At 49.7% G+C, this 20,223-nt stretch carries 25 protein-coding genes and 1 pseudogene; 18 read left to right on the top strand and 8 right to left on the bottom strand.

Annotation, left to right across the window (positions count from 1 at the left end):
* Both BZJ21_RS11645 and BZJ21_RS11640 read left to right on the top strand, forming a co-directional pair.
* On the top strand, positions 1-1,313 hold a 1,313-nt coding region (locus BZJ21_RS11645), incomplete at its 5' end, for a GGDEF domain-containing protein (RefSeq protein ID WP_236719556.1).
* Positions 1,310-1,792: a C40 family peptidase gene (locus BZJ21_RS11640; protein ID WP_077576929.1), complete on the top strand. Its 483-nt coding sequence runs from the start codon at positions 1,310-1,312 to the stop codon at positions 1,790-1,792. The genes BZJ21_RS11645 and BZJ21_RS11640, both read left to right, overlap by 4 nt.
* Here BZJ21_RS11640 and BZJ21_RS11635 read toward each other — a convergent pair.
* A complete protein-coding gene (locus BZJ21_RS11635) occupies positions 1,783-2,379 on the bottom strand; it encodes a DNA-3-methyladenine glycosylase I (RefSeq protein WP_101494585.1) in 597 nt (198 codons plus the stop codon). The two genes, BZJ21_RS11640 and BZJ21_RS11635, sit on opposite strands and share 10 nt — an antisense overlap.
* Positions 2,380-2,575: 196 nt before the next feature.
* Between BZJ21_RS11635 and folM the strand changes: the two genes are divergently transcribed.
* The 9 genes from folM to BZJ21_RS11590 all read left to right on the top strand — a co-directional run bounded on the left by folM (position 2,576) and on the right by BZJ21_RS11590 (position 9,340).
* The gene (folM, locus tag BZJ21_RS11630) at positions 2,576-3,274 is read left to right on the top strand and encodes a dihydromonapterin reductase (protein WP_101494584.1); all 699 of its coding nucleotides are present in this window, start codon (positions 2,576-2,578) and stop codon (positions 3,272-3,274) included.
* Between the two features lie 22 nt (positions 3,275-3,296).
* Entirely contained in the window at positions 3,297-3,662 is a 366-nt protein-coding gene (folX, locus tag BZJ21_RS11625) for a dihydroneopterin triphosphate 2'-epimerase (protein ID WP_077486620.1), read from the top strand.
* A 112-nt stretch (positions 3,663-3,774) separates the two neighbouring features.
* Positions 3,775-4,314: a cytochrome b gene (locus BZJ21_RS11620; RefSeq protein WP_077461382.1), complete on the top strand. Its 540-nt coding sequence runs from the start codon at positions 3,775-3,777 to the stop codon at positions 4,312-4,314.
* On the top strand, positions 4,311-4,880 hold the full coding sequence (locus tag BZJ21_RS11615; protein ID WP_077576931.1) for a YceI family protein: 570 nt from the start codon (positions 4,311-4,313) through the stop codon (positions 4,878-4,880). The genes BZJ21_RS11620 and BZJ21_RS11615 overlap by 4 nt, the downstream gene beginning before the upstream one ends.
* Positions 4,881-5,011: 131 nt before the next feature.
* On the top strand, positions 5,012-5,695 hold the full coding sequence (locus BZJ21_RS11610; protein WP_077461384.1) for an HAD family hydrolase: 684 nt from the start codon (positions 5,012-5,014) through the stop codon (positions 5,693-5,695).
* A gap of 154 nt (positions 5,696-5,849) precedes the next feature.
* Positions 5,850-6,752 carry a metal ABC transporter substrate-binding protein gene (locus tag BZJ21_RS11605; protein ID WP_077669855.1) on the top strand — a complete coding sequence of 301 codons (903 nt, stop codon included), beginning with the start codon at positions 5,850-5,852 and terminating at the stop codon, positions 6,750-6,752.
* Positions 6,739-7,620, top strand: coding sequence for an ATP-binding cassette domain-containing protein (locus tag BZJ21_RS11600; protein WP_077669854.1), 882 nt, complete (start codon positions 6,739-6,741; stop codon positions 7,618-7,620). Before BZJ21_RS11605 ends, BZJ21_RS11600 begins: the two co-directional genes overlap by 14 nt.
* Entirely contained in the window at positions 7,617-8,462 is an 846-nt protein-coding gene (locus tag BZJ21_RS11595; RefSeq protein WP_077669853.1) for a metal ABC transporter permease, read from the top strand. Before BZJ21_RS11600 ends, BZJ21_RS11595 begins: the two co-directional genes overlap by 4 nt.
* A complete protein-coding gene (locus BZJ21_RS11590) occupies positions 8,459-9,340 on the top strand; it encodes a metal ABC transporter permease (protein WP_077461388.1) in 882 nt (293 codons plus the stop codon). Before BZJ21_RS11595 ends, BZJ21_RS11590 begins: the two co-directional genes overlap by 4 nt.
* Before the next feature lie 124 nt (positions 9,341-9,464).
* Here BZJ21_RS11590 and BZJ21_RS11585 read toward each other — a convergent pair.
* Both BZJ21_RS11585 and BZJ21_RS11580 read right to left on the bottom strand, forming a co-directional pair.
* Positions 9,465-10,365, bottom strand: a pseudogene (locus BZJ21_RS11585) (type II toxin-antitoxin system HipA family toxin).
* Complete coding sequence (locus BZJ21_RS11580; protein ID WP_021024254.1) at positions 10,358-10,669, bottom strand: helix-turn-helix domain-containing protein; 312 nt, start codon at positions 10,667-10,669, stop codon at positions 10,358-10,360. The pseudogene BZJ21_RS11585 and the gene BZJ21_RS11580 overlap by 8 nt, the downstream one beginning before the upstream one ends.
* A gap of 688 nt (positions 10,670-11,357) precedes the next feature.
* Here BZJ21_RS11580 and BZJ21_RS11575 point away from each other — a divergent pair.
* Both BZJ21_RS11575 and BZJ21_RS11570 read left to right on the top strand, forming a co-directional pair.
* On the top strand, positions 11,358-11,639 hold the full coding sequence (locus tag BZJ21_RS11575) for a type II toxin-antitoxin system Phd/YefM family antitoxin (protein ID WP_021024253.1): 282 nt from the start codon (positions 11,358-11,360) through the stop codon (positions 11,637-11,639).
* Positions 11,636-11,923, top strand: coding sequence for a type II toxin-antitoxin system RelE/ParE family toxin (locus BZJ21_RS11570; protein ID WP_010377835.1), 288 nt, complete (start codon positions 11,636-11,638; stop codon positions 11,921-11,923). The genes BZJ21_RS11575 and BZJ21_RS11570 overlap by 4 nt, the downstream gene beginning before the upstream one ends.
* A 140-nt stretch (positions 11,924-12,063) precedes the next feature.
* Here the strand turns inward: BZJ21_RS11570 and BZJ21_RS11565 are convergent, their stop codons facing one another.
* Positions 12,064-12,963 (bottom strand): LysR family transcriptional regulator, encoded by a 900-nt coding sequence (locus BZJ21_RS11565; RefSeq protein ID WP_077669852.1) that lies wholly within the window; start codon positions 12,961-12,963, stop codon positions 12,064-12,066.
* Positions 12,964-13,092: 129 nt separating this feature from the next.
* Here BZJ21_RS11565 and BZJ21_RS11560 point away from each other — a divergent pair, with 129 nt between their 5' ends.
* From BZJ21_RS11560 to pcp, 4 genes are all read left to right on the top strand, one after another.
* Complete coding sequence (locus tag BZJ21_RS11560; RefSeq protein ID WP_077461392.1) at positions 13,093-13,521, top strand: CidA/LrgA family protein; 429 nt, start codon at positions 13,093-13,095, stop codon at positions 13,519-13,521.
* Positions 13,522-13,527: 6 nt separating this feature from the next.
* A complete protein-coding gene (locus BZJ21_RS11555; RefSeq protein WP_028569767.1) occupies positions 13,528-14,238 on the top strand; it encodes an LrgB family protein in 711 nt (236 codons plus the stop codon).
* A gap of 133 nt (positions 14,239-14,371) precedes the next feature.
* The gene (gene msrB / locus BZJ21_RS11550) at positions 14,372-15,511 is read left to right on the top strand and encodes a peptide-methionine (R)-S-oxide reductase MsrB (RefSeq protein ID WP_021024246.1); all 1,140 of its coding nucleotides are present in this window, start codon (positions 14,372-14,374) and stop codon (positions 15,509-15,511) included.
* 74 nt (positions 15,512-15,585) lie between these two features.
* Positions 15,586-16,230 (top strand): pyroglutamyl-peptidase I, encoded by a 645-nt coding sequence (gene pcp, locus BZJ21_RS11545; RefSeq protein ID WP_021024245.1) that lies wholly within the window; start codon positions 15,586-15,588, stop codon positions 16,228-16,230.
* A gap of 92 nt (positions 16,231-16,322) precedes the next feature.
* Here the strand turns inward: pcp and BZJ21_RS11540 are convergent, their stop codons facing one another.
* The 3 genes from BZJ21_RS11540 to BZJ21_RS11530 all read right to left on the bottom strand — a co-directional run bounded on the left by BZJ21_RS11540 (position 16,323) and on the right by BZJ21_RS11530 (position 18,291).
* Entirely contained in the window at positions 16,323-17,054 is a 732-nt protein-coding gene (locus BZJ21_RS11540) for a glutamine amidotransferase-related protein (protein ID WP_077669851.1), read from the bottom strand.
* A 65-nt stretch (positions 17,055-17,119) separates the two neighbouring features.
* Positions 17,120-17,869 carry a lipoate--protein ligase family protein gene (locus BZJ21_RS11535; RefSeq protein WP_394329760.1) on the bottom strand — a complete coding sequence of 250 codons (750 nt, stop codon included), beginning with the start codon at positions 17,867-17,869 and terminating at the stop codon, positions 17,120-17,122.
* A gap of 38 nt (positions 17,870-17,907) precedes the next feature.
* Positions 17,908-18,291 carry a cytochrome b562 gene (locus BZJ21_RS11530; protein ID WP_021024242.1) on the bottom strand — a complete coding sequence of 128 codons (384 nt, stop codon included), beginning with the start codon at positions 18,289-18,291 and terminating at the stop codon, positions 17,908-17,910.
* 166 nt (positions 18,292-18,457) lie between these two features.
* On the opposite strand from BZJ21_RS11530, the gene BZJ21_RS11525 reads away from it, so the two are divergent.
* Complete coding sequence (locus BZJ21_RS11525; RefSeq protein WP_021024241.1) at positions 18,458-19,225, top strand: siderophore-interacting protein; 768 nt, start codon at positions 18,458-18,460, stop codon at positions 19,223-19,225.
* A gap of 52 nt (positions 19,226-19,277) precedes the next feature.
* Here BZJ21_RS11525 and BZJ21_RS11520 read toward each other — a convergent pair whose 3' ends face one another.
* Positions 19,278-20,144, bottom strand: a complete 867-nt coding sequence (locus BZJ21_RS11520) for an AraC family transcriptional regulator (protein ID WP_077669849.1) — start codon at positions 20,142-20,144, stop codon at positions 19,278-19,280.
* Positions 20,145-20,223: the final 79 nt, after the last annotated feature.

The following is a 20,223-nucleotide window of genomic DNA, read 5'->3' as shown; positions in this document are numbered from 1 at the left end:
AGAGCTACCTCAGCGAGAAGAGAGCTGTGATGTCAGCGATTTATTGCCCTATAACAAAGCGCCCATTCAATCACCAGGCGGGTAGAAATACCCGCTTACCATCTGCGGTCCGAATGGGGACCCCGATTGCTTTATTGCTACTCCTCGCGGCAGGTTATCACCCTTTGGTCACCTCACTCGCCCCCTATTACAACCTCATCTATGCTGCCCCCTATTTTCTTTTGCTCACTGCGCTGCTTTTAAGCCATCTGTTCAAAAGCGCACGCGTGGGTATGATGGTCATTATCTTATTAGTGGGATACACGATTATCCTAACGCGACTTCAATCCCCGCTTGAGCAAGGGACGACTTATCTTGAGTACTTGCTTTTAGCAGTCGCGCTGCCCATTAATTTGCTCTATATGATCATCGTACGCGACCAAAAGCTCACCTCTCGGTTTGGGGTGTTCTTTTTTCTCGCTATAGGTATGGAAATCGGGTGGTGTGCGCTGCTGGTGCAGCAATTCGGCGAGTTATCTTCCTATTTTCAGCAGCATCCTATTTTAGTCAGGGCGGCATCGGTTAGCCCCATGCCCGTGCTGCTGATTGTGCTGCTCTCTATTTTAATTTGTATCAGTACTCTTCGCCTTTTGCGCAAAAATAGTATTGAAGATCATGCGGCTTTCATTAGCGTATTATGCAGCACGATTACCTTGGTGTTTTTTAATGTGCCGTTTATATCGTCACTCGTATTTTCGCTCGCAGGCCTGCTGTTGGTTGCCAACCAAGTATCATTCAGCCATCAATTAGCGTTCGTCGACGGGCTCACCGAAATTGCGGGACGACGCGCACTTGAAGATGAACTAAAACACCTTGGTCGTCGCTACACTTTAGCCATGCTCGATGTTGACCACTTCAAGCAATTTAACGACACCTATGGCCACGAAATCGGTGACGATGTACTTAAGCTTGTGGCTAAGCAAATGGCGTGCTGTGAGGGAGGCGCCAGTGCTTTTCGTTATGGCGGCGAAGAATTCACCTTATTGTTCAAAGGCAAAACCACTGAGCACTGTTTACCTTTTCTCGACGCATTACGCGAAGATATTGCTCACTATCCGTTAGTGCTACGCGATCAATCTCGCCCTCATGATGACAAACAAGGCCGACAAAAACGCGGGCGAGCGAGCAATAAAAAGCCCGTTAACATTACCGTGAGTATCGGATATGCCGATGCCTCGCAGGCAGATACGCCCGAAGACGTTTTGCAATTAGCGGATAAGGCGTTATACAAGGCCAAAGAGGCAGGGCGGAATTGTATTAAGGGCAGTGCGTGAAACCACTTTTATTGATCAGCGTTGTCAGTGTATTGTTTACCGGCTGCGCAACCCAGCATGATTCGCCTGCGGTGTCGCCTTTGCCGTCGTCAACCGACAACGTCAGCGATCAAGCCTTAACCCATACGCTGAACCAAGTGTTTAATCAGTGGCAAGGCACCCCTTATCGGTGGGGAGGCACCTCACGCCAAGGCATCGATTGCTCAGCGTATACGCAACGCGTCTATCAAGAAGCGCTCGCCACGCCACTACCGCGCACCACCCATGGCCAAGCAAAAACCGGCTATGCCATTGACTATCAATCCGCACGACAAGGCGACCTGGTGTTCTTTCATATCCGCCCAGGCTTGCGTCATGTTGGTGTTTACCTTGGTGAGCAGCGATTTATGCATGCGTCAGCTTCCAAGGGTGTGACAGTGTCACGAATTGATAATCCTTACTGGCAAGCGCGATTCTGGCAATTCCGCCGTTACTTCTGAGTGTGCGCTTTTACCGAATCGGCCAGTTCGCAACAGGGTTGATACCGCGGACACGTGACGACATGATCATTGACCATGCCCAGCGCTTGCATCAACGAATAACAAATGGTTTCTCCCACAAACTTAAATCCACGCTTTTTCAAAAAGCGACTCATGGCACGGGACTCGTCCGTCGCAGTAGCCACATCGGCATCTGATTGATGCTGGTTCACAATCGGTACACCGTCAGTGAACTGCCAAAGTGCCTTAGCCAATGATCCGTACTGTTCCACCAGCGTTACTGCAGCCTTGGCATTGGTAAACACAGAGGCCACCTTCAGTCGATTACGGACAATCTCATGGTTAGCCATGATCTCAGCAATATTTGGTTCAGCCACCGCGGCAAGCTGATAAAAATCGAAGCGATAGAAAGCGTCACGATAAGCCTGCCGTTTTTCCAGTATTAGCCGCCAATTTAATCCTGCTTGCGCGCCCTCTAAACAAATGAACTCAAAGATCGCTTGATCATCAAATGTCGGTACGCCCCACTCGGTATCGTGATACACACGTTCAGATTCACTGTGCTGCGCCCATTGGCAAATTTTCATCTTTTTTCCCTTCTTCAAACACGACATCGGGTGTCAATTTTGTTGCTTATGGCACGAAATCAGCGAGTTAACTGGGTAAATGCTATCGTTATGTGCAATATGACGCTATCTTTGATCGCGATAAGTGCATGAAACGTAATAGAACCGTTAATCCTTGTTATTGATGCCATCCATACATAAATGCAAAGGAACACGCGTGACAACAAAGCATATATTGATTACCGGCGCCGGACAGCGCATTGGCTACGCACTCGCCTGCCACTTTCTCAATCAGGGTCACCAGGTAACGTTATCTTATCGTACCGAGCGCCCTCAAGTGGCCGATTTAAGAGCGCGGGGCGCGCGTTGTTTGCACGCAGACTTCTCAACGGATGAGGGCGTTTATTCCTTCATTGACCACATTGATGCTTTAAATCCCACTTTCGATACATTGATCCACAATGCGTCATCTTGGGACAGTGAGAAACACAGCCAAGATATTGCATCGCTGTTTGATAACATGATGCAAATCCATGCAAAAACACCTTATCTCATCAATATGGCCGCGCCCCGCTGGATGCAACAGGGTGATATTATTCATCTCACCGATTATGTCGCGCAAAAAGGCAGTGCCAAACACACCGCTTATGCCACCAGCAAAGCTGCGCTCGAAAATCTTACCCTCTCGTTTGCACAGAAAATGGCACCATCAATCAAAGTGAACAGTATTTCACCAGCATTAATCATGTTTAATGATGGCGATGATGAAGCCTATCGAGAAAAAGCACGCCGTAAGTCACTATTAAGATCGGTCCCCGGTGAGCAAGAAGTGGTGAATGCATGCGAATTTATCCTTGCGAGTCAACATATGACTGGCCAATCCATCAAACTTGATGGCGGCCGCCATCTTATCTAACTTTCGTGACCAGGAAACGACTATGAACGACGCTGTGATTAAAATAACCAACCTGCGCCTACGTACTTACATTGGGTTTAATCCTGACGAGCAGGAGAAAAAACAAGACGTAGTCATCAATGTCGAGATTCATTATCCAGGCCACAAGGCGTGTGAAGAAGACAACGTTGATGATGCACTCAATTACAAAGATATAACCAAAGCGATTATTGACTATGTTGAGAACGGACGTTTTCTCTTACTCGAAAAGCTGGTTGCGGGTGTTTTAGAGATTACACGTGATCATCACTGGGTGCGCTACGCACAAGTGACCATTGATAAGCCGCATGCACTCAGATTTGCCGACTCTGTCTCATTAAGCCTAAGCTGGACCGCTAACGAGTCGTAACACCGCACAGAGTTCGTTAGAATTATTCGAACATCATGTTCAAGGTGAACAGCTTCTATATTGCCGTTCACCTTATATACTGTGTTGGATTAGTAATTGGGAGCGGGAACAAATGACACCGAAAAATAGCTACGATCGCGTTATGCGTACGCTACACTGGCTATCGAGTCTCGTTATCGTTGGCCTTTTCGCTGTCGGATTGTGGATGGTCGACTTGAGCTACTACAGTAGTTGGTATCAAACTGCGCCACACTGGCACAAATCGATAGGCATATTACTGGCGATAACGACTGTTGGTCGACTTGTGTGGAAAGCAACACACACTATGCCCACCGTTGAAGGTAAGGCTTGGGAACGTAAAGCGGCAACAGCAGGCCATCATACTATTTACCTGCTCCTTGCCACACTGTTTGTCTCTGGATACTTGATCTCAACCTCAGACGGACGCGGGATTGAAGTATTCACCTGGTTTACCGTGCCGAGCGCAGGGGAGCTGTTTCCCAATCAATCAGACATTGCTGGCGATATACACTACTACGTCGCCATCACCTTGATTGTGTTAGCAGCAGGCCATGCCATTATGGCACTTAAACACCATTTTAAAGATAAAGACAATACGTTACGGAAGATGATCGGAGGAAACCCGAAATGAAAAAACTCATGTTAGCCATGGGAATGAGCGCCGCAACACTCTTATCTGGGCCTGCACTGGCAGACACTTATATGATTGACACCAAAGGCGCACATGCCTCGGTCAACTTCAAAGTGCCACACCTAGGTTACAGCTTTACCAAAGGTCGTTTTAATACGTTTGACGGCCAATTTGAATTCGACCCAGATAACATTGGCGCATCAAGTGTGTCGGTGACGATTGATACAACCAGTATTGATTCTAACCATGCTGAGCGTGATAAGCACATTCGTAGCGGTGACTTCTTGGATGTAGGCGAATATGGCCAAGCGTCCTTTGAAAGCACCAACGTAACCGACAACGGCGACGGCTCGATGACCATTACAGGCGATCTCACTTTGCATGGCCAAACTAAGCCAATTGAAATCGACGCTGAACTCGTCGGTCACGGTGAAGATCCTTGGGGCAACTACCGCGCTGGCTTTATGGGTAACACCCGCCTGGAGCTAGAAGACTTTGGTATTCCCACTATGGGCCCTGCCACATACGTTGATATGGAGCTGCACGTAGAAGGCATTCGCCAGTAACTTGCTAGACTCAGTAAACTAAAAAAGCCTTGGCCACATGCCAAGGCTTTTTTGTCGCATCAACACTGAAACCTTTTCGTCATAGTCTCTAGTTACGATGGCGGCAATAATACAGAAAAATTAGTTTAGCTATGACATTACCTATTAACATTGCATTCTTCGACTTAGACGAAACCCTGGTCGCTACCGACACCAAACAAGCGTGGCTGGAATACCTTTGCCAGTGCAATCTCGCCCCGCAAAACGTGGTCGAGCAAGAGAAGCGGGCGTATTTGGATTTTAAAAAAGGCCGCATCAACCTTGAGCAATATATGCAAGTGCAGCTGATCCCGGTCAAAGGAAAATCGATTCAAACCGTGGCTGCTTGGGCCACCGACTTTATCGATCAGCACGTCGCTCCCGTGGTGGTACCACAAGCATTAGCGCGTATCGAGTGGCATCGCAACCGCGGCGATCACTGTGTGTTAGTTTCCAACACCGCCGCCCACCTAGCGCGTCCGATTGGCAAACTGCTCAAACTCGATACCGTGATTGCGATTGAGCTTGAAACATTAAATGGCGTATATACGGGCAGCATATCGCATTGCGTGCGTGATTATCGTGGCAAGCACGACTACATGCAGGCATGGCTATCTGACCGTCATGACACTGTCGGCCACACATATGGTTACAGTGACTCGCACTGGGATGTCCCCTTGCTTGAGCAAGTCGACAGCGCCTTTGCCGTCAATCCCGACCCGCACTTAAGCCTGCACGCGCAGAAGAAAGATTGGACCATTATGGAATGGGCGCGCTACGACACCATTCGTGATTAGTAAAAGATCACAGGAAACGTGACGACAGGGCGCCTCGTGTGCCCTTTTTACCAACACCCACTTGAGAATGATTATCATAACCGTTATCTTTAAAGTATGATCGGCTGGCGATATCGCGCCGTAGTCACATGCATAATGAACGAGATTAACGCTTATGAGAAAACACCTGCTAATTATTGCGGCGCTCTTGCTCTCTCCGATGGCGCACGCCGACCAATTAAAACACGCGGACAAGTTAAAAGTGGTGACCAGCTTTACCATTCTCGCGGATATGGCTGCCAACGTAGCGGGCGAGCATGCCGAGGTGGTCTCTCTCACTAAACCCGGCGCGGAGATCCACAATTACCAACCCACTCCAGGAGATATTCTGCGCGCGCAAGATGCGGATGTGGTGATGTGGAACGGATTAGGCTTAGAGCGCTGGTTCGAGCGTTTTTTCCAGCACATTGATAAGGTACCGAATGTGATCTTATCTGAGGGAGTGGCGCCAATTGTGATTGCCTCGGGCCCGTATCGTGGCAAACCCAACCCGCACGCGTGGATGTCTCCTTCTGATGCAATGCAATACGTTGATAACATTGCGCAAGCCCTGATTAAATACGACCCTGCCAATCAAGCTCATTATCAAGCCAATGCCAAGGCCTACAAGGCAAAAATTCAAGCTGTGTTCGCGCGTGCGCAAGACGCGCTATCCGCTGTCCCCGAATCCCAGCGTTGGCTAGTAAGCAGTGAAGGCGCTTTTTCCTATCTGGCGCGAGATTTGAACCTCAACGAAGCCTATTTATGGCCGATTAACGCTGAGCGTCAGGGCACACCACAACAAGTTCGCGCGCTGATTGATACCGTACGAGAACACCAAGTGCGTGCCGTGTTCTCCGAAAGCACCGTGTCTGATGCGCCCGCCAAACAAGTCGCCGCCGAAACCGACGCGCGCTATGGCGGCATTTTATATGTCGATTCGCTCAGTCAAGCTGACGGACCGGTGCCTGATTATCTATCCTTACTGACAGTGACCACAGAAACCGTGTTAGCGGGGTTGCGCCATGACGCACTATGATTTAACCGATGGCACGCCCAGTGTGTTAGATGTCAACGAGGTGCGTGTCGTCTATCGAAACGGCCTGTGTGCCCTTGAGCACGCCAGCTTCTCGCTGCCAGCGCAAACCATCACTGCCTTGGTGGGTGCCAATGGCAGCGGCAAATCCACCTTGTTTAAAGCGATCATGGGGTTTGTGAATCCCGGCAGTGGCAGCATTGCGGTGAACGGCACTCCCATTAAGCAAGCGCAAAAAGCAGGCTTGGTCGCTTATGTGCCTCAATCCGAAGAAATCGATTGGTCGTTCCCGGTGTTAGTGGAAGACGTGGTGATGATGGGCCGCTACGGCAAGATGTCATTTATGCGTCGCCCCAAAGCGGCGGATCATCAAGCGGTGGATGAGGCCTTAGCCCGCGTTGGTATGACAGCCTTTCGCCAGCGTCAAATTGGTGAACTGTCCGGCGGACAGAAAAAGCGCGTCTTTCTTGCCCGCGCGCTGGCTCAGCACAGCCCGCTGATTTTACTGGATGAGCCCTTTACTGGCGTAGATGTCACCAGTGAAGAGTCGATTATGCGTTTGTTGCTCGAGCTCAAAGACGAAGGCAAAACCATTTTAATTGCCACCCATAACCTTGGCACCGTGCCCGACTTTTGCGATCGCACCGTGCTGGTCAATCGCGCGGTGGTGGCAGGCGGGCATACCGAACATGTGTTTACCACCGAGAACCTGAGTGCCATTTTTGGTGGCAAACTGCGCCAGTATGTGATGCCCAGTGAGAAACTCCACCAAGACGCCGATCCGCGCGAGCTGTCAGTCATTTCCGACGATGAACGACCCTTGGTGGTGTATGGCAAGCGCGAACAAAGCGCGCAGGAGCGGCGCGAATGAGCTTACTCGATCCTCTCGCCTATCAATACATGCAAAAAGCATTGCTGGTCACCACCTTGATTGGCGGCGTGTGCGGCTTGCTCTCGGCTTTTTTGATGCTCAAAGGTTGGTCGCTGATGGGTGATGCCCTCTCCCATGCGATTGTACCGGGCGTTGCCGGCGCTTATATGCTGGGCTTGCCCTTTTCACTCGGCGCCTTTGTTGCCGGCGGTATGGCCGCGAGTGTGATGCTGTTTTTGCACCAACGTAGCCAGATAAAACAAGATGCGATCATCGGTTTAATCTTCTCGAGCTTTTTCGCCTTCGGCCTCTTTTTGGTCTCGATTTCGCCCGTCGCGGTCGATATTCAACAAATTATGCTGGGCAACTTGCTCGCCATTGCCCCGCTCGATGCGATGCAAATGCTGATCATTGCCTTGGTGAGCCTCACCGTGCTGGCAGTGAAATGGCGTGATTTTATGCTGACCTTTTTCGATGAAAGCCACGCCCGCTGCATTGGTTTACCTGTGGTGGGGCTCAAAGTGCTGTTTTTTGCGCTGCTCAGTGCTTGCACCATGGCGGCACTTAAAAGTGTCGGTGCCTTTTTGGTGATTTGCTTGGTGATCGCCCCCGGTGCCACCGCCTATTTATTGAGTGATCGCTTTGGGCCCGTGTTGGTACTGAGTGGTGTCATCGGCACATTCACCTCACTGTTTGGGGTGTACATCAGCTATTTCGCCAACCTTAACGCGGGCGCACTGATTGTGCTGGCCCAAGTGGGACTCTTCTTAGCTGCCTTTGTGTTCGGCCCAAAACACGGGATCCTTGCGCGGCGCGCCAAACGTCAGGAGGCACTGCAATGAATCCGTATCAACTGACTTTTATGCAAGATGCGCTGCTAATGGCCGTCTTGGTGGCGCTGCCTTGTGCGCTGCTTTCTTGCTATTTAGTATTAAAAGGCTGGTCGTTAATTGGCGATGCCGTGGCTCACGCGGTGCTGCCGGGATTGGTGTTGGCAAACTTGTTTGGCCTGCCGCTGATTGTTGGCGCTTTTGCCGCGGGCTCCGCATGCGCCACCAGTGTGCATTGGCTCAAACAAAATAGCCGTGTGAAAGAAGACACCTTACTGGGGATTGTGTTTTCTGGCTTTTTCGCGCTGGGGCTGATTTTGCAAGGCCAATTCCCGTCTGATTTGCACCTTGATCATATTCTATTTGGCAACCTGTTGGGGATTAACCACCAACAGCTGCTCACCGCCGCCATCACTGGCTTAGTCGTGCTTGCGCTGGTGCTGCTTAAAGGGCGAGATTTAATGCTGCTCTCGTTCGACCCCGCACAAGCCAGCGTGCTCGGGCTACCAGTGCAAAAGCTTCACTGGCTCTTACTCTCGGTAATGATTGCCACCATTGTGGCGGGCTTACATGCAGTGGGGATTATCTTAGTGGTGGCGATGTTGATTGCACCGGGCGTCACCGCCTTTATGCTCAGCAAGCAATTTAGCCGCATGTTATGGATTGCCTGTGCAATTGCTTTAGTCACCGCCGTGGGCGGCGTCACTCTGTCGTTTTACCTCGACAGTGCACCAGGCCCGACCATTGTATTGCTACTCACAGGCTGTTTTGTGGTGACCTTTGCATGGCAACAATATCAAATCCACCGCAACCAAAAGCGCCCGCAACCGACGCGCCAAACCACAAAAGCAACGCGCTCTGCCACCACCCATTCAGCGCAATCGCACTGATCGGCATCGACGGGCACAGCCGCATCCCAACCAGAGCAGTGCGCGAGATAGAGCTCGCGCACATTGCTCGTCGAATAGGTTTTATCGCCCATAGCCGTCATCTTGCCTTCACGCACGTCAAATTTCAGCCTAGTGGTATGCTTCGTAAGTGCTCTTCGATGGCCTTAATCATCGACTTAGTAAGTGGTAAATGCGCTTTTTCTTTCGCCCATACTTCATGGAAGCCTGCTACAGTTTGCTTTGCGGTATCTAACACCAATTTTTCTGGCAACATGGCTTTAGCAGCTAAGTGTGATAGCTCATCCAGCGTAAAATCACTGAATTTCTCGCTACGGCTAACCTTAAGCGACGCACTATCATCGGGGATATAAGGAATGGTCGAGACAAAGTCATAAGCAGGTGCAATCGATGCTGTGCGCCTATCTTTATAGATCACAGACCAATTCTTCAAATGCATATCGGCATTTCCAATGAGAGTATTGAACACCAATCGGCGAGTAAATTCTGCAATGTCTTCGTCTTGCCCTTCAACACCGATAACCTGAGCAATATTCCGCATACTGGCTTTTTTGTATTTATCTTGAGGATAAACGCCGAACACTTGCGCAAAGTCCTCAATGTGCACAGTTTGACCATCTGCACGATCAAAACGCTTGATCACAAACGCACTGTCACCAAATTTGCCAATGCCATTTGGGATATTAGCAATCCGATTAATAGGGAGTAACTGCGTTTCTGGCACGTCCATTCCCAACATTCGAGCCAGTTCCATCATTGAATATTCATTTTCTGGCACAGCTTCAAATCGAGACGACGGCAATTTTACAATCCAAGAGCCACCTTGACCGGTCGCTGGGATCGTCAAACCGCCATTTGCCTGCTGCACAGCTGAATACAGGCCGCGATTCGTCATGAATGTACGAATCCATAAAGGCAAAAAGTGTTCTATCATTGCCCACGTTGGTGATCGTTGCGATGGGCTCACCGTAGAGCAACACGTTGAGCGTAGAGACATGATTAGTCATCGTCGTCTTCCTCTAACTGATAAGCGGGCGACATTGCCTCACCTTCATCGCTGATCCCTTGGCTACTTCGAATGATCGACTTAATGGCAGGTACAGATTTTTTTGGTGCAACAAATAACTCTAGGTCGAGTGCACGGGCAAGTGCAATCAAACTGGATACTCTTAAATCAACACCGCCAGACTCGATTTTCGAAATATGGCTTTGAGGCACACCCGAACGAGCACTTAACTCTCTCTGGCTAAAACCTTTACGTACCCGAGCGTCTCGAAGGCTTTTTAGTATCTGCTCTGTTACATAGCTCATTTCGAGACACCTTAATGCATCGCTGAAGAAAAATTATACATTAAACTATATCACATCAACTAAAAGAACATAAATACGATTAGCTATTACATATCAAAACCCATAAGTTGATATATAATTACATATAACAAGACAGAGGTTTTTTCTCGTTTCCACGCTACCGCGTGGGAAAGAGTTAATAAACATGGCTTATCTAACACTTTGGACAATAGCGCACGAAAACCAAAACAGCCCTTGATAGACTAATCCCAAATCTGCCAACTCAATGGCGTGTTAGATGCCGACAACTGACTGGCGGTCGCATGGCAAACACGGGATGGTTAACCTGTTTATCGGCCAGATACACGCAAAAGCGTGCGCGTTTATCTGTGAAATATGCACACTATCCCAAAATGGATAATTAAAAGTGTCGATTAGTCAATCGGTTACAGCTTAACGCTTGGGGATAGTGTGAATACCTGAGTAAAGATATACGGCGTGCACACTTTCACGGAAAGAGATATTCATGATAAGCTATAAACCTATATATTTCAGTTGTTTATATGAATGATAGTGCGTATAACGGTTTTGGAAATCGCGTATGCGCAATATACGATGTTATAACACAGGAACAACTCCAACTCCTTGCTCAAAACGGTTAACTGAACTATAATTTGTACGTTATTTTGTACCATTTTTGGAGTTCAATATGAGTCGTATTCATTTCGATCAAGATATTCAGCCGTTATCTGAATTTCGTGCAGGTGTAGCTTCTTACATCAAACAAATCAATGAGACTCGCCGTCCATTGGTCATCACACAGCATGGCAAAGGTGTAGCTGTTGTTCTCGATGTTGCAGAGTATGAAGCAATGCAAGAGAAGATCGAGTTACTGGAAGAAATGCGTACAGCTGAAGCTCAATTAGCTTCAGGCCTTGGTGTTTCAAATGATGATGCTCGTGCTCAAGTACTGGGGCGCATTAAGAAATGAAAGTAGTTTGGTCTCCATTAGCGCTTCAGAAATTAGGCGATGCAGCGGAATTTATTTCTTTAGATAATCCACCTGCGGCGGAAAAGTGGGTAAACGAAGTTTTTGACAAAACTGAACTACTTGGAAGTATGCCTGAAATGGGGCGCTTTGTTCCTGAAATGCCCAATACTAACTATCGTGAAATAATTTTTGGTCACTATCGTATTATCTATAGCTTAAGCCATGAGATCCGCGTACTAACAGTTCGTAATTGTCGTCAAATGTTGTCGGAAGATGACGTGTAAAACTGTGTTATAACGAGTATGTCGTCAATCACTAAATTTTAGCGAGTTTCTTCGTCCCACATCACGCTGTCTCTATGCATCGAATTTAAGATCCCCACCATATTGCGTACTAAAAGGCGTTGTGGATCAAAGCACTGCGTCTATCGATTCACCTCCGTCGACTGACACAACTGCATCCAAGCCTCGGCGGTGCGTGAGACATAGCGCTCGCCGTGCCAAACTAACCCCAGTTGCCATTCAATCGCCGGGCTTATCGGTTTCACTAGTAATAACTCACTGTCTTCCAAGCTGGCGCTGAGGCGCTGGCATAAAGGCGCGGGTAAAAACGCTACCCCAGCACCACTTTTTACCAAGGCGGCTAAAAAATCCCACTGACTGCTACGCGCGGCAATGGTGGGCTGATAACCATGCTCTTCACAGCGGGCAATAATCCGATCGCTTAAGGTAAATTCAGCGCTATACAGATAAAACGGCTCGTCTTTGACTGCCTGCCACGTCAGGCTTTTTTGCGCACGCCACGCGGCTTGGTTAGGTAGCACTGCATAAATGGGGTGAGTTTGTAAGGGTAAGCTTTGCAAGCACTCGGGCTGGGTGTCGGTGAGCATGGTGATTGCCACATCAATCTCACCATTGATCAGCGCTTGTTCGGTGCGCCGCCCCCCGTATTCAACAATACTGAGCGCGACATTTGGGTAGCGTTGGCGGTATTCACGCAACACATTGGCATACAGCGGCCCTATCATCGGTGGCATCCCCAATCTAAGCTGGCCGCGCGCCAGTTGGTTGAGATCGTCAAGCTCTGTATTTAGCTGCTCAAACTCAGCAATAATGCTCTGCGCGCGCTGATACACCACCTCACCAGCATCGGTTAACCAAAACCGCCTTCCCTCTCGGTGCAACAATGGCTGACCCACATCTTGCTCGAGGTTACGCACCATTTTACTGATTGTCGGTTGCGTCACATGCAACGACGCCGATGCGGCAGTAAAGCTCTGCTGTTCCACTAAGGCAATAAAATAGCGCAACGCACGAATATCCATAAACGGCCCTTAAAAGCTAATCGTCAACCATGCCATTTTGGCATAGTTTAAATAAAAAAAAGTCACTTTATTCACTCTCTGCTAAGACGTAAACTATGAGCCATCTCACAGATTCTTGGCACGCCTTCGATGCAATTGATTAAAAACGCCTTACTTACCCTACTACAAGTCTTTGTCCTTGCTGGCATTTGGTTCTTGTCTGATTGGTTGGTCACCACCTTTGCTATTCCACTACCGGCCAACCTCACCGGCATGTTGCTGTTATTAGGCGCATTGATGTTGAAAATTGTCCGTGCCGATTGGTTGCGCCGCGGGGCGGCGTGGCTGTTAGCCGAGATGTTGCTGTTTTTTGTGCCGGCGGTGGTGGCGGTGGTCAACTACCAAGATTTATTGCTGCAAGAAGGCGGTAAGATCATGGTTGTCCTGATTCTAAGTACCGCGATGGTGATTGCGTCAACCGCTTGGGTGGTCGATAAAGTGTATCGTTTTGAGGTTAAAATGGCACGCCGCCGCAGTAACCACCACGCGCACCACCCTGATCTAAAACCGGAGTGCTAAGCCATGATGTCTGCTTTACCTACTTGGCTTCATGCCTCGTTATTGAGCGTCACCTGCTTTTTAATGACCCTTGGCTTTTATTACATGAGCAAATGGCTGTATCGCCGCCACCCCTCCATTCTGGTGATGCCATTGTTGCTCGCGCCCTTGCTGATTGTCGCGGTGGTGGTTGGGTTTAAGATCCCGTATCAAGACTACATGGCGCAATCTTACTGGTTGCTGTGGCTGCTGGGCCCGGCGACTGTGGCGTTTGCGATCCCTGTGTATGATAACCGCGCGCTCATCCGCCGCCATTGGTTGTCACTGTCGATAGGCGTGACTGTATCGGTGCTGGTCGCGATTACCAGTACTGTGGTGTTAGCGCGGGTGTTTGAGCTGTCTGAACTGCTGCAACGCAGTTTGGCGATGCGCTCAATTACTACCCCTTTTGCCGTGGAAGCCACCAAAGCGATTGGCGGGCAAAGCGATCTCACCGCGCTGTTTGTGGTTCTCACTGGCGTAATTGGGATGGCAATCGGTGAAAGTATTTTGACCGTGATTGCGATTCGATCACGCTTGGGACGCGGCGCCAGTTTGGGTGCATCGGCCCACGGTGCCGGTACCGCTAAAGCGTATCAAATTGGTCACGAAGAAGGAGTAGTATCTAGCGTGGTGATGATGATTGCCGGCATGGTCACTGTGTTACTTGCACCTGTGTTAGGCCAGTTGCTTTGGTGATCCTAACCGCTTTATTGATCCTTGTATGACTTTGTACGCTATCTATTGCTATCAATAAAAAATGAGTGAGTTGATGAAAGTTTCTGCGCAGTAAGCAGGTCTTACACAGACAAACTCTAATAACGAGGCAATAATGAAACAGCGTAAGTCAATTTGGCGAGTCATCGCGTTCACAGTATTCAGTTTGCTATCGATAGCAAGTTATGCGGCGGTGAAAGATACCGCCACCACAGCCCAAGGCTATCAAAAGGCGACCCTTGCCGGCGGTTGCTTTTGGTGTACCGAAGCCGACCTTGAAAAGCTCGACGGCGTGATTGATGTGGTGTCTGGCTACTCAGGCGGTGAGCTTGAAAACCCAACCTATGAAGAAGTCTCGTCCGGCACCAGCGGGCATATCGAGGTAATTGATGTCACCTATGATCCCAACTTGGTGAGTTATGAGCAGGTGTTAGATCAGTTCTTCCGTCATATTGACCCCACCGATGATCAAGGCTCATTCGTTGACCGCGGCCCGCAGTATCGCCCCGCGATCTTTTATCGATCTGAAACGCAAAAACAAATTGCTGCCGATTTTATGGCGGAAATTGGCGCGTTAGGCGTGTTCATAAAGCCGCTCAAAACCGAGTTGATCCCATTCGAGAAATTCTGGCCAGCAGAAAGTTATCATCAGGATTATTATAAAAACCACAGCGTACGTTACAGCTATTATCGCTACGCATCGGGTCGCGATCAGTATCTGGACGAGATTTTTGGTGACGATCGCAAAGACAACCCGGTCACCTTGCGAGAAATGATCGATGCGCAAAAAGCGGAGGATAAGACATCAACGAATATCCGCTACTCGCGCCCCTCGGATGAAACAATACGCACGATGTTGTCAGACATGGAATACGAGGTCACACAAGAAGACGGCACTGAACCCGCGTTCCAAAACCCGTATTGGGACAACAAGCAAGCTGGTATTTATGTCGATATCGTTTCGGGTGAGCCGCTGTTCTCCTCCACCCATAAATACAAATCCGGTACCGGCTGGCCAAGCTTTACGCAGCCCATCGATAAGCAGTACGTGGTTACCAAACCGGACAACTCGCTGTTTTTCAGCCGCACCGAGGTGCGTAGTAAGGTGGCGGATTCGCACCTTGGCCATGTGTTTGAGGATGGTCCCGCACCCACCGGCTTGCGTTATTGCATGAACTCAGCCGCAATGCGCTTTGTGTCCGTCGATAAAATGGCCGATGCCGGTTATGAGGATTATCTCTATCTGTTTGAATAAATCTTCCTTTGCGTGATTGGCTGGTAAACCTGCGGTAGAGTACAGCTCTACCGCTTTTTTACGCGAGGCATTGGATGCACACGATATTGATAACCGGATTTGAACCGTTCGGCGGCGAGAGTGAAAACCCATCTTGGCAAGTGGCACAAGCATTAGAAGGCTGGCAGCCCAATGAGGAGTGCATCGTTAAAGCCGTGCGCCTGCCCTGCACCTTTGACGATAGCTTACCGACGTTACACAGCGCGCTAGAATCACTCAGTCCGGTGATGGTGATCGCCCTTGGCCAAGCCGGTGGCCGCGCCGAGATAAGCTTAGAGAAGGTAGCGATCAATTATCAGAACGCGCCCATCCCGGACAACGCCGGTAAGCAGCCGCATGGCACGCCGGTGGTGCCATCTGGGCCCAACGCCTATTTTTCTACCTTACCCCTCAACCGTTTAGCGAACGCATTAAACGAAGCCCATCATCCTGCCAGTATTTCTTACACCGCGGGCACCTTTGTGTGTAACCACGTGTTTTATGGCTTGATGCATGCGCTGGCTCATCACACCGAGGTACGCGCCGGCTTTATTCATATTCCCTACAGCCCAGCACAAGCGTGCAAACACCGCGCCCCGAGCATGCCGGTGGGTGATGTGGTAGCAGCGATGAAGATAGCTATTGAGTTGAGTTTATTGGATGATGATGCCACTACCGTGTGTGAAGGCATGTTGCACTAACACGCGTTAGATGGCGCTCAGACGATGAAGCTCAAACAATGACGCCTAGCAGCGGAGCACAGTTACGGTTACCGTGCTCCTAACCTAATCGCTTAAAACAGCCACTCAGTGACGAGATCGTTGTCGGTCAGCACGCTATCGAGAAAGGCAAACAAATGCGCATTCATCGGTGCCGTATCAAAGGCGCGAATGGAGGCAGGGTCTTGAATAAAGCGCTTGTTAGCGACCTCGCCCTCTGGATAGGCGGCGTGCAATAAGCCTTCAACCGCCAGAGGTGTCAATTCAAGGTGGCATTGAAAGCCATATACCCGTGGTCCGTACTTCACGATCTGGCGCGGACAGCCTTCGCTGCTAGCCAATACCCGACTATTGGGTGTCAGCCCCGGCATATCATGGTGCCAATGGCCCACAATTTCTTGTGGGGCAAAATGCGGCATATGCTCATCAATGTGGCCATCTTCGGTTAACTGGATGGGGAAATAACCAATCTCGGGCTCAGGACTTTTCTGATACGAAGCGCCCAATGCCTCACCAATCAGTTGCGCGCCGAGGCAAATCCCTAATACCGCACTGCCTTGTTCAATGCACTGTTTTATAAGTGCTTGCTCGCGCGGGCTATCAAAATGTGGGCATTCAGACTGTGGCGTATCTGGACTTTGCGGCCCGCCGAGTACCACCAGCAGATCAATGCCTTCACCGGTTTCTGGCAACGGCTCGCCCCGATACAAATGACTGGTGGTCACATGATAGGCACGCTCGTCACACCAATCTAAAATGGCTCCTGGGCCTTCAAACGCCTCGTGAATAACAAGATGGACGCGCATTCCTCACTCCTTGGGATTTGTTTTAGGCATGACTGTGCTAAAGCATACTATATTGAGCCGCGGCCTCAAACCTTGCCCACCACGAGTGGCGGGCGCGCCATAAACGCTTGAGTCAACAACTGAAACAGCTGCTCGGTTGCCGGCAGTTCATCTAAGTGCGCGGCTAATGGAGTATGCACCTCGGCCTCAATGCGATCGGCGTGACCACACAACTGATTACACAGCGATACAGGGGCAACAATATGTTGGCAATCGGCATCAATCAGCAGACACGCTTGCGCCAGCATCACCGTTTGTTTGGCATCGTCTGCGCCCATTCCTGCACCCGCGCTTAAACGCAGGATACGCTGGGCGGTTCCCACCACTTTTTTGCCATCAATATTGAGGTTGTAGTCACCATCACAATACGATCCGGGCGTGTCACCCACCGTGGTCGCAATGCCTAACTGCTGGAAAAAAGACTGTAAAATGGTGCAAAAATACTGGTAAGCCGTCTGGATATGATAAGGGGTGTTATTCGGCCACACCGTCAGATAAGACACGTTAATTACGCCGGGTAGTTGCGGCACCGGCGCACCGCCAGTTCGGCGGCTCTGTATTTGCCAACCTAACGCTGATAGGGCGCTGCGCAATTCAGGCGTTTGTGGCCATTTTTGGCCCGCCGGCAGCACCAAGGTTTGGGCGTCTGGCTGCCAAAGCAGTAATGCCTCGTTGAGCTCGCCCTGCTCTATCCGGCGGATCAGCGCCTGCTCTTTATCGAACGCAGACGCCACCGACAGCGAGGGATAACGCAAAATCGTTTTTTGAGTCGCCATCATGCACCTGCTGTCGTTATATTCCTATTATTCGGCTATTAACCGAACAAACGCTGCCAAATGCTTGGGTTGCGTTTGTCGTGATACTCTTCACGCAAGGCATCGATTTGGCGCATGCCTTGTTGTGCCTTATCGAGGTCGCCTTCGCTCAGCGCGGCATCAATTCCCTCTACCGTCACCGCCAGTTTATCGAACCCTTCCATGAAGGTCTCTGCTTTTTCCGGTGGATAGCTGCCCGCTTTGGCTTGCGCGATCAGGGTTTCTAATTTCGCGACCGGTGCTTGCATCGCTTCGATGCTTTGTGCGCTCGCCGCCTCTTTAAAGGTCATTTTCATTTCTTTCATGATCGGCTTGAGCTCAGAGGCTGAGACATTCAGCGACAGCAACACCGCCACCGCGCCCATAAGTATGACTTTCTTCATTTTTGCTCCATGTGATTGTTTTTTAGTAATAATAATGCGCTATTATATTACTCACTTCTCACGGCATTGCCTAGCTAAGAAGCGTAAAACAATGTAAAGCACTTACACATCTCGCATCCAGATGGTATGATTAATTGTAAATGATAATGATTTTAAGTCAGAAAATATGAAACAGCCTAGCTATCACCTCACGCACGTTATTGATACCCAAACCATCACACCCAATATGCAACGCTTGACCTTACAAAGCGACGCATTCGCGAACTTCCCCGCTGACTGTGAAGGCAGCTATATCAAGTTATTGTTTGATAAAGCGGGCAGCACGGATCTGAGCGGAGTAGCAGAAGGTGAGCGCCCTGTGATGCGCACCTATACCATTCGCCGTTTTATGCCTAGCCAGCACCAAATTGAAGTGGATATGGTTCGCCACCAAATCGAGCAAGCCGACTGTGGCTTTGCCGCGCGCTTGGCGCTGAATGCCCAAGTGGGTGATACTATTAACATTGCCGGCCCTGGAACGATTGCGCCGATTAATCGCGACGCGGATTGGTTCTTTATGGTTGCCGACATGACCGCGTTGCCGGCACTATCAGCCAAGATCAAAACCTTGCCTCGCGATGCCAAAGGCTATGCGGTGATCCAGCTCGATACCGCAGAGGATGCCCAACCACTCGACGCGCCCGCAGGTATGGAGATCATTTGGCTAACTACCCCGACGTTGGCCGAGACGGTAAAAGCACAGCCTTGGTTAGCCGGGCAAGTGTCGGTATGGTGTGCCTGTGAATTTGAAAGCATGCGCGCACTGCGCCAGTACTTCCGCAACGATCGTGATGTTGAGCGCGAATTTATCTACATCAGCAGCTATTGGAAAAATGGCGTGACTGAAGAAGGCCACAAAGTGATCAAGCGCGAAGATGCGGAGAGGCAATGTTAAATCGAGACCCTCACCTTTAACTAAGGTCTTGTAAAAAGAATGGTAAAACACGCTACTTATTCATTTTAGGCGTACTATCGTCATTTTTATCTTGATATAAAAATGCTTTAGGTGGCTTACCAACCAAAGACGTTACCATATAAGAGAACGCACTATGAGTCGCATAGCCCAGCTCTTGGGCTATGATACCCGTTGGCACTCTCATCGCCGCCATATCGATAGCCTTCGACAAAAGAGCTTGATGTTTCCACTGCCTAAACGTCATTTGTAATTCCTGTCTAAATAGCCTCGTAACCGTGCTCTCACTTGCGCCTACTTGACCCGCGAGGGCAGACAGTGTTGTCGTTTGTAACGGTGACTGAAGAAATAAGTCGCATAAATGTCGCAACCGTTTATCTTCTGGCATCGGTAGGCCAAGAGCGACTTTTTGAGCTTGCCTCACTTCTGAGCTTATGAGAGTGCACATTGCACTGTATGTCTGCTCGCCGATCTTTTCGGTCGTCTGAGTTGCAATACGCTTGACTAATTCACTGAGCAAAGTACTGACCTGAAAACAGCGACAGACTCCCCACTCTTTACGCCATGTTTCGCCGTGAAAGTAACAATTAGTTTGGAACATATAGACAGAGAATATTTCTGCCTTTTCAAGTAATGAAGAGTCATGGGCAACACCAGGAGGGATCCAGACTGCATGTTGCGGCGGCACCAAGTACGCAACCTGCGGGGTTTTGACCTGCACGACGCCGGTATCAGAGAACACCATCTGTCCCCAGGGATGGTGATGGAGCGCGACTTCCGCCCGCTCAACGACCTGTTTGGCGATAGCCCGGATCGGCGTTTGTTCGTTCAAATCCAGATGCGTCATGGGCTCCATGGACGGATCGTGGTGGATTGACTGATTCTCGATACTTTTTGCCATATATACGAAATTCACTCAGCTCCATTCCTAGTATAAATAGTTAACTCGACAATGTTGATATGGCGAGTCATCGAGCTCC

The organism is Salinivibrio costicola subsp. alcaliphilus (assembly GCF_001996185.1).
Taxonomy (GTDB): domain Bacteria; phylum Pseudomonadota; class Gammaproteobacteria; order Enterobacterales; family Vibrionaceae; genus Salinivibrio; species Salinivibrio costicola.
The sequence above is the reverse complement of the archived record's forward strand: the minus strand, read 5'-3'. Positions and strand labels throughout refer to the sequence as shown.

Coding starts and splice junctions, on each gene's coding strand:
- BZJ21_RS11560 (WP_077461392.1), top strand. CDS start 13,093: ATGCAATTGATTAAAAACGCCTTACTTACCCTACTACAAGTCTTTGTC.
- BZJ21_RS11520 (WP_077669849.1), bottom strand. CDS start 20,144: ATGGCAAAAAGTATCGAGAATCAGTCAATCCACCACGATCCGTCCATG.
- BZJ21_RS11540 (WP_077669851.1), bottom strand. CDS start 17,054: ATGCGCGTCCATCTTGTTATTCACGAGGCGTTTGAAGGCCCAGGAGCC.
- BZJ21_RS11605 (WP_077669855.1), top strand. CDS start 5,850: ATGAGAAAACACCTGCTAATTATTGCGGCGCTCTTGCTCTCTCCGATG.
- BZJ21_RS11570 (WP_010377835.1), top strand. CDS start 11,636: ATGAAAGTAGTTTGGTCTCCATTAGCGCTTCAGAAATTAGGCGATGCA.
- BZJ21_RS11600 (WP_077669854.1), top strand. CDS start 6,739: ATGACGCACTATGATTTAACCGATGGCACGCCCAGTGTGTTAGATGTC.
- BZJ21_RS11620 (WP_077461382.1), top strand. CDS start 3,775: ATGACACCGAAAAATAGCTACGATCGCGTTATGCGTACGCTACACTGG.
- BZJ21_RS11595 (WP_077669853.1), top strand. CDS start 7,617: ATGAGCTTACTCGATCCTCTCGCCTATCAATACATGCAAAAAGCATTG.
- BZJ21_RS11635 (WP_101494585.1), bottom strand. CDS start 2,379: ATGAAAATTTGCCAATGGGCGCAGCACAGTGAATCTGAACGTGTGTAT.
- msrB (WP_021024246.1), top strand. CDS start 14,372: ATGAAACAGCGTAAGTCAATTTGGCGAGTCATCGCGTTCACAGTATTC.
- folX (WP_077486620.1), top strand. CDS start 3,297: ATGAACGACGCTGTGATTAAAATAACCAACCTGCGCCTACGTACTTAC.
- BZJ21_RS11615 (WP_077576931.1), top strand. CDS start 4,311: ATGAAAAAACTCATGTTAGCCATGGGAATGAGCGCCGCAACACTCTTA.
- BZJ21_RS11555 (WP_028569767.1), top strand. CDS start 13,528: ATGTCTGCTTTACCTACTTGGCTTCATGCCTCGTTATTGAGCGTCACC.
- BZJ21_RS11535 (WP_394329760.1), bottom strand. CDS start 17,869: ATGGCGACTCAAAAAACGATTTTGCGTTATCCCTCGCTGTCGGTGGCG.
- BZJ21_RS11525 (WP_021024241.1), top strand. CDS start 18,458: ATGAAACAGCCTAGCTATCACCTCACGCACGTTATTGATACCCAAACC.
- BZJ21_RS11530 (WP_021024242.1), bottom strand. CDS start 18,291: ATGAAGAAAGTCATACTTATGGGCGCGGTGGCGGTGTTGCTGTCGCTG.
- BZJ21_RS11580 (WP_021024254.1), bottom strand. CDS start 10,669: ATGAGCTATGTAACAGAGCAGATACTAAAAAGCCTTCGAGACGCTCGG.
- BZJ21_RS11590 (WP_077461388.1), top strand. CDS start 8,459: ATGAATCCGTATCAACTGACTTTTATGCAAGATGCGCTGCTAATGGCC.
- pcp (WP_021024245.1), top strand. CDS start 15,586: ATGCACACGATATTGATAACCGGATTTGAACCGTTCGGCGGCGAGAGT.
- BZJ21_RS11575 (WP_021024253.1), top strand. CDS start 11,358: ATGAGTCGTATTCATTTCGATCAAGATATTCAGCCGTTATCTGAATTT.
- BZJ21_RS11610 (WP_077461384.1), top strand. CDS start 5,012: ATGACATTACCTATTAACATTGCATTCTTCGACTTAGACGAAACCCTG.
- BZJ21_RS11565 (WP_077669852.1), bottom strand. CDS start 12,963: ATGGATATTCGTGCGTTGCGCTATTTTATTGCCTTAGTGGAACAGCAG.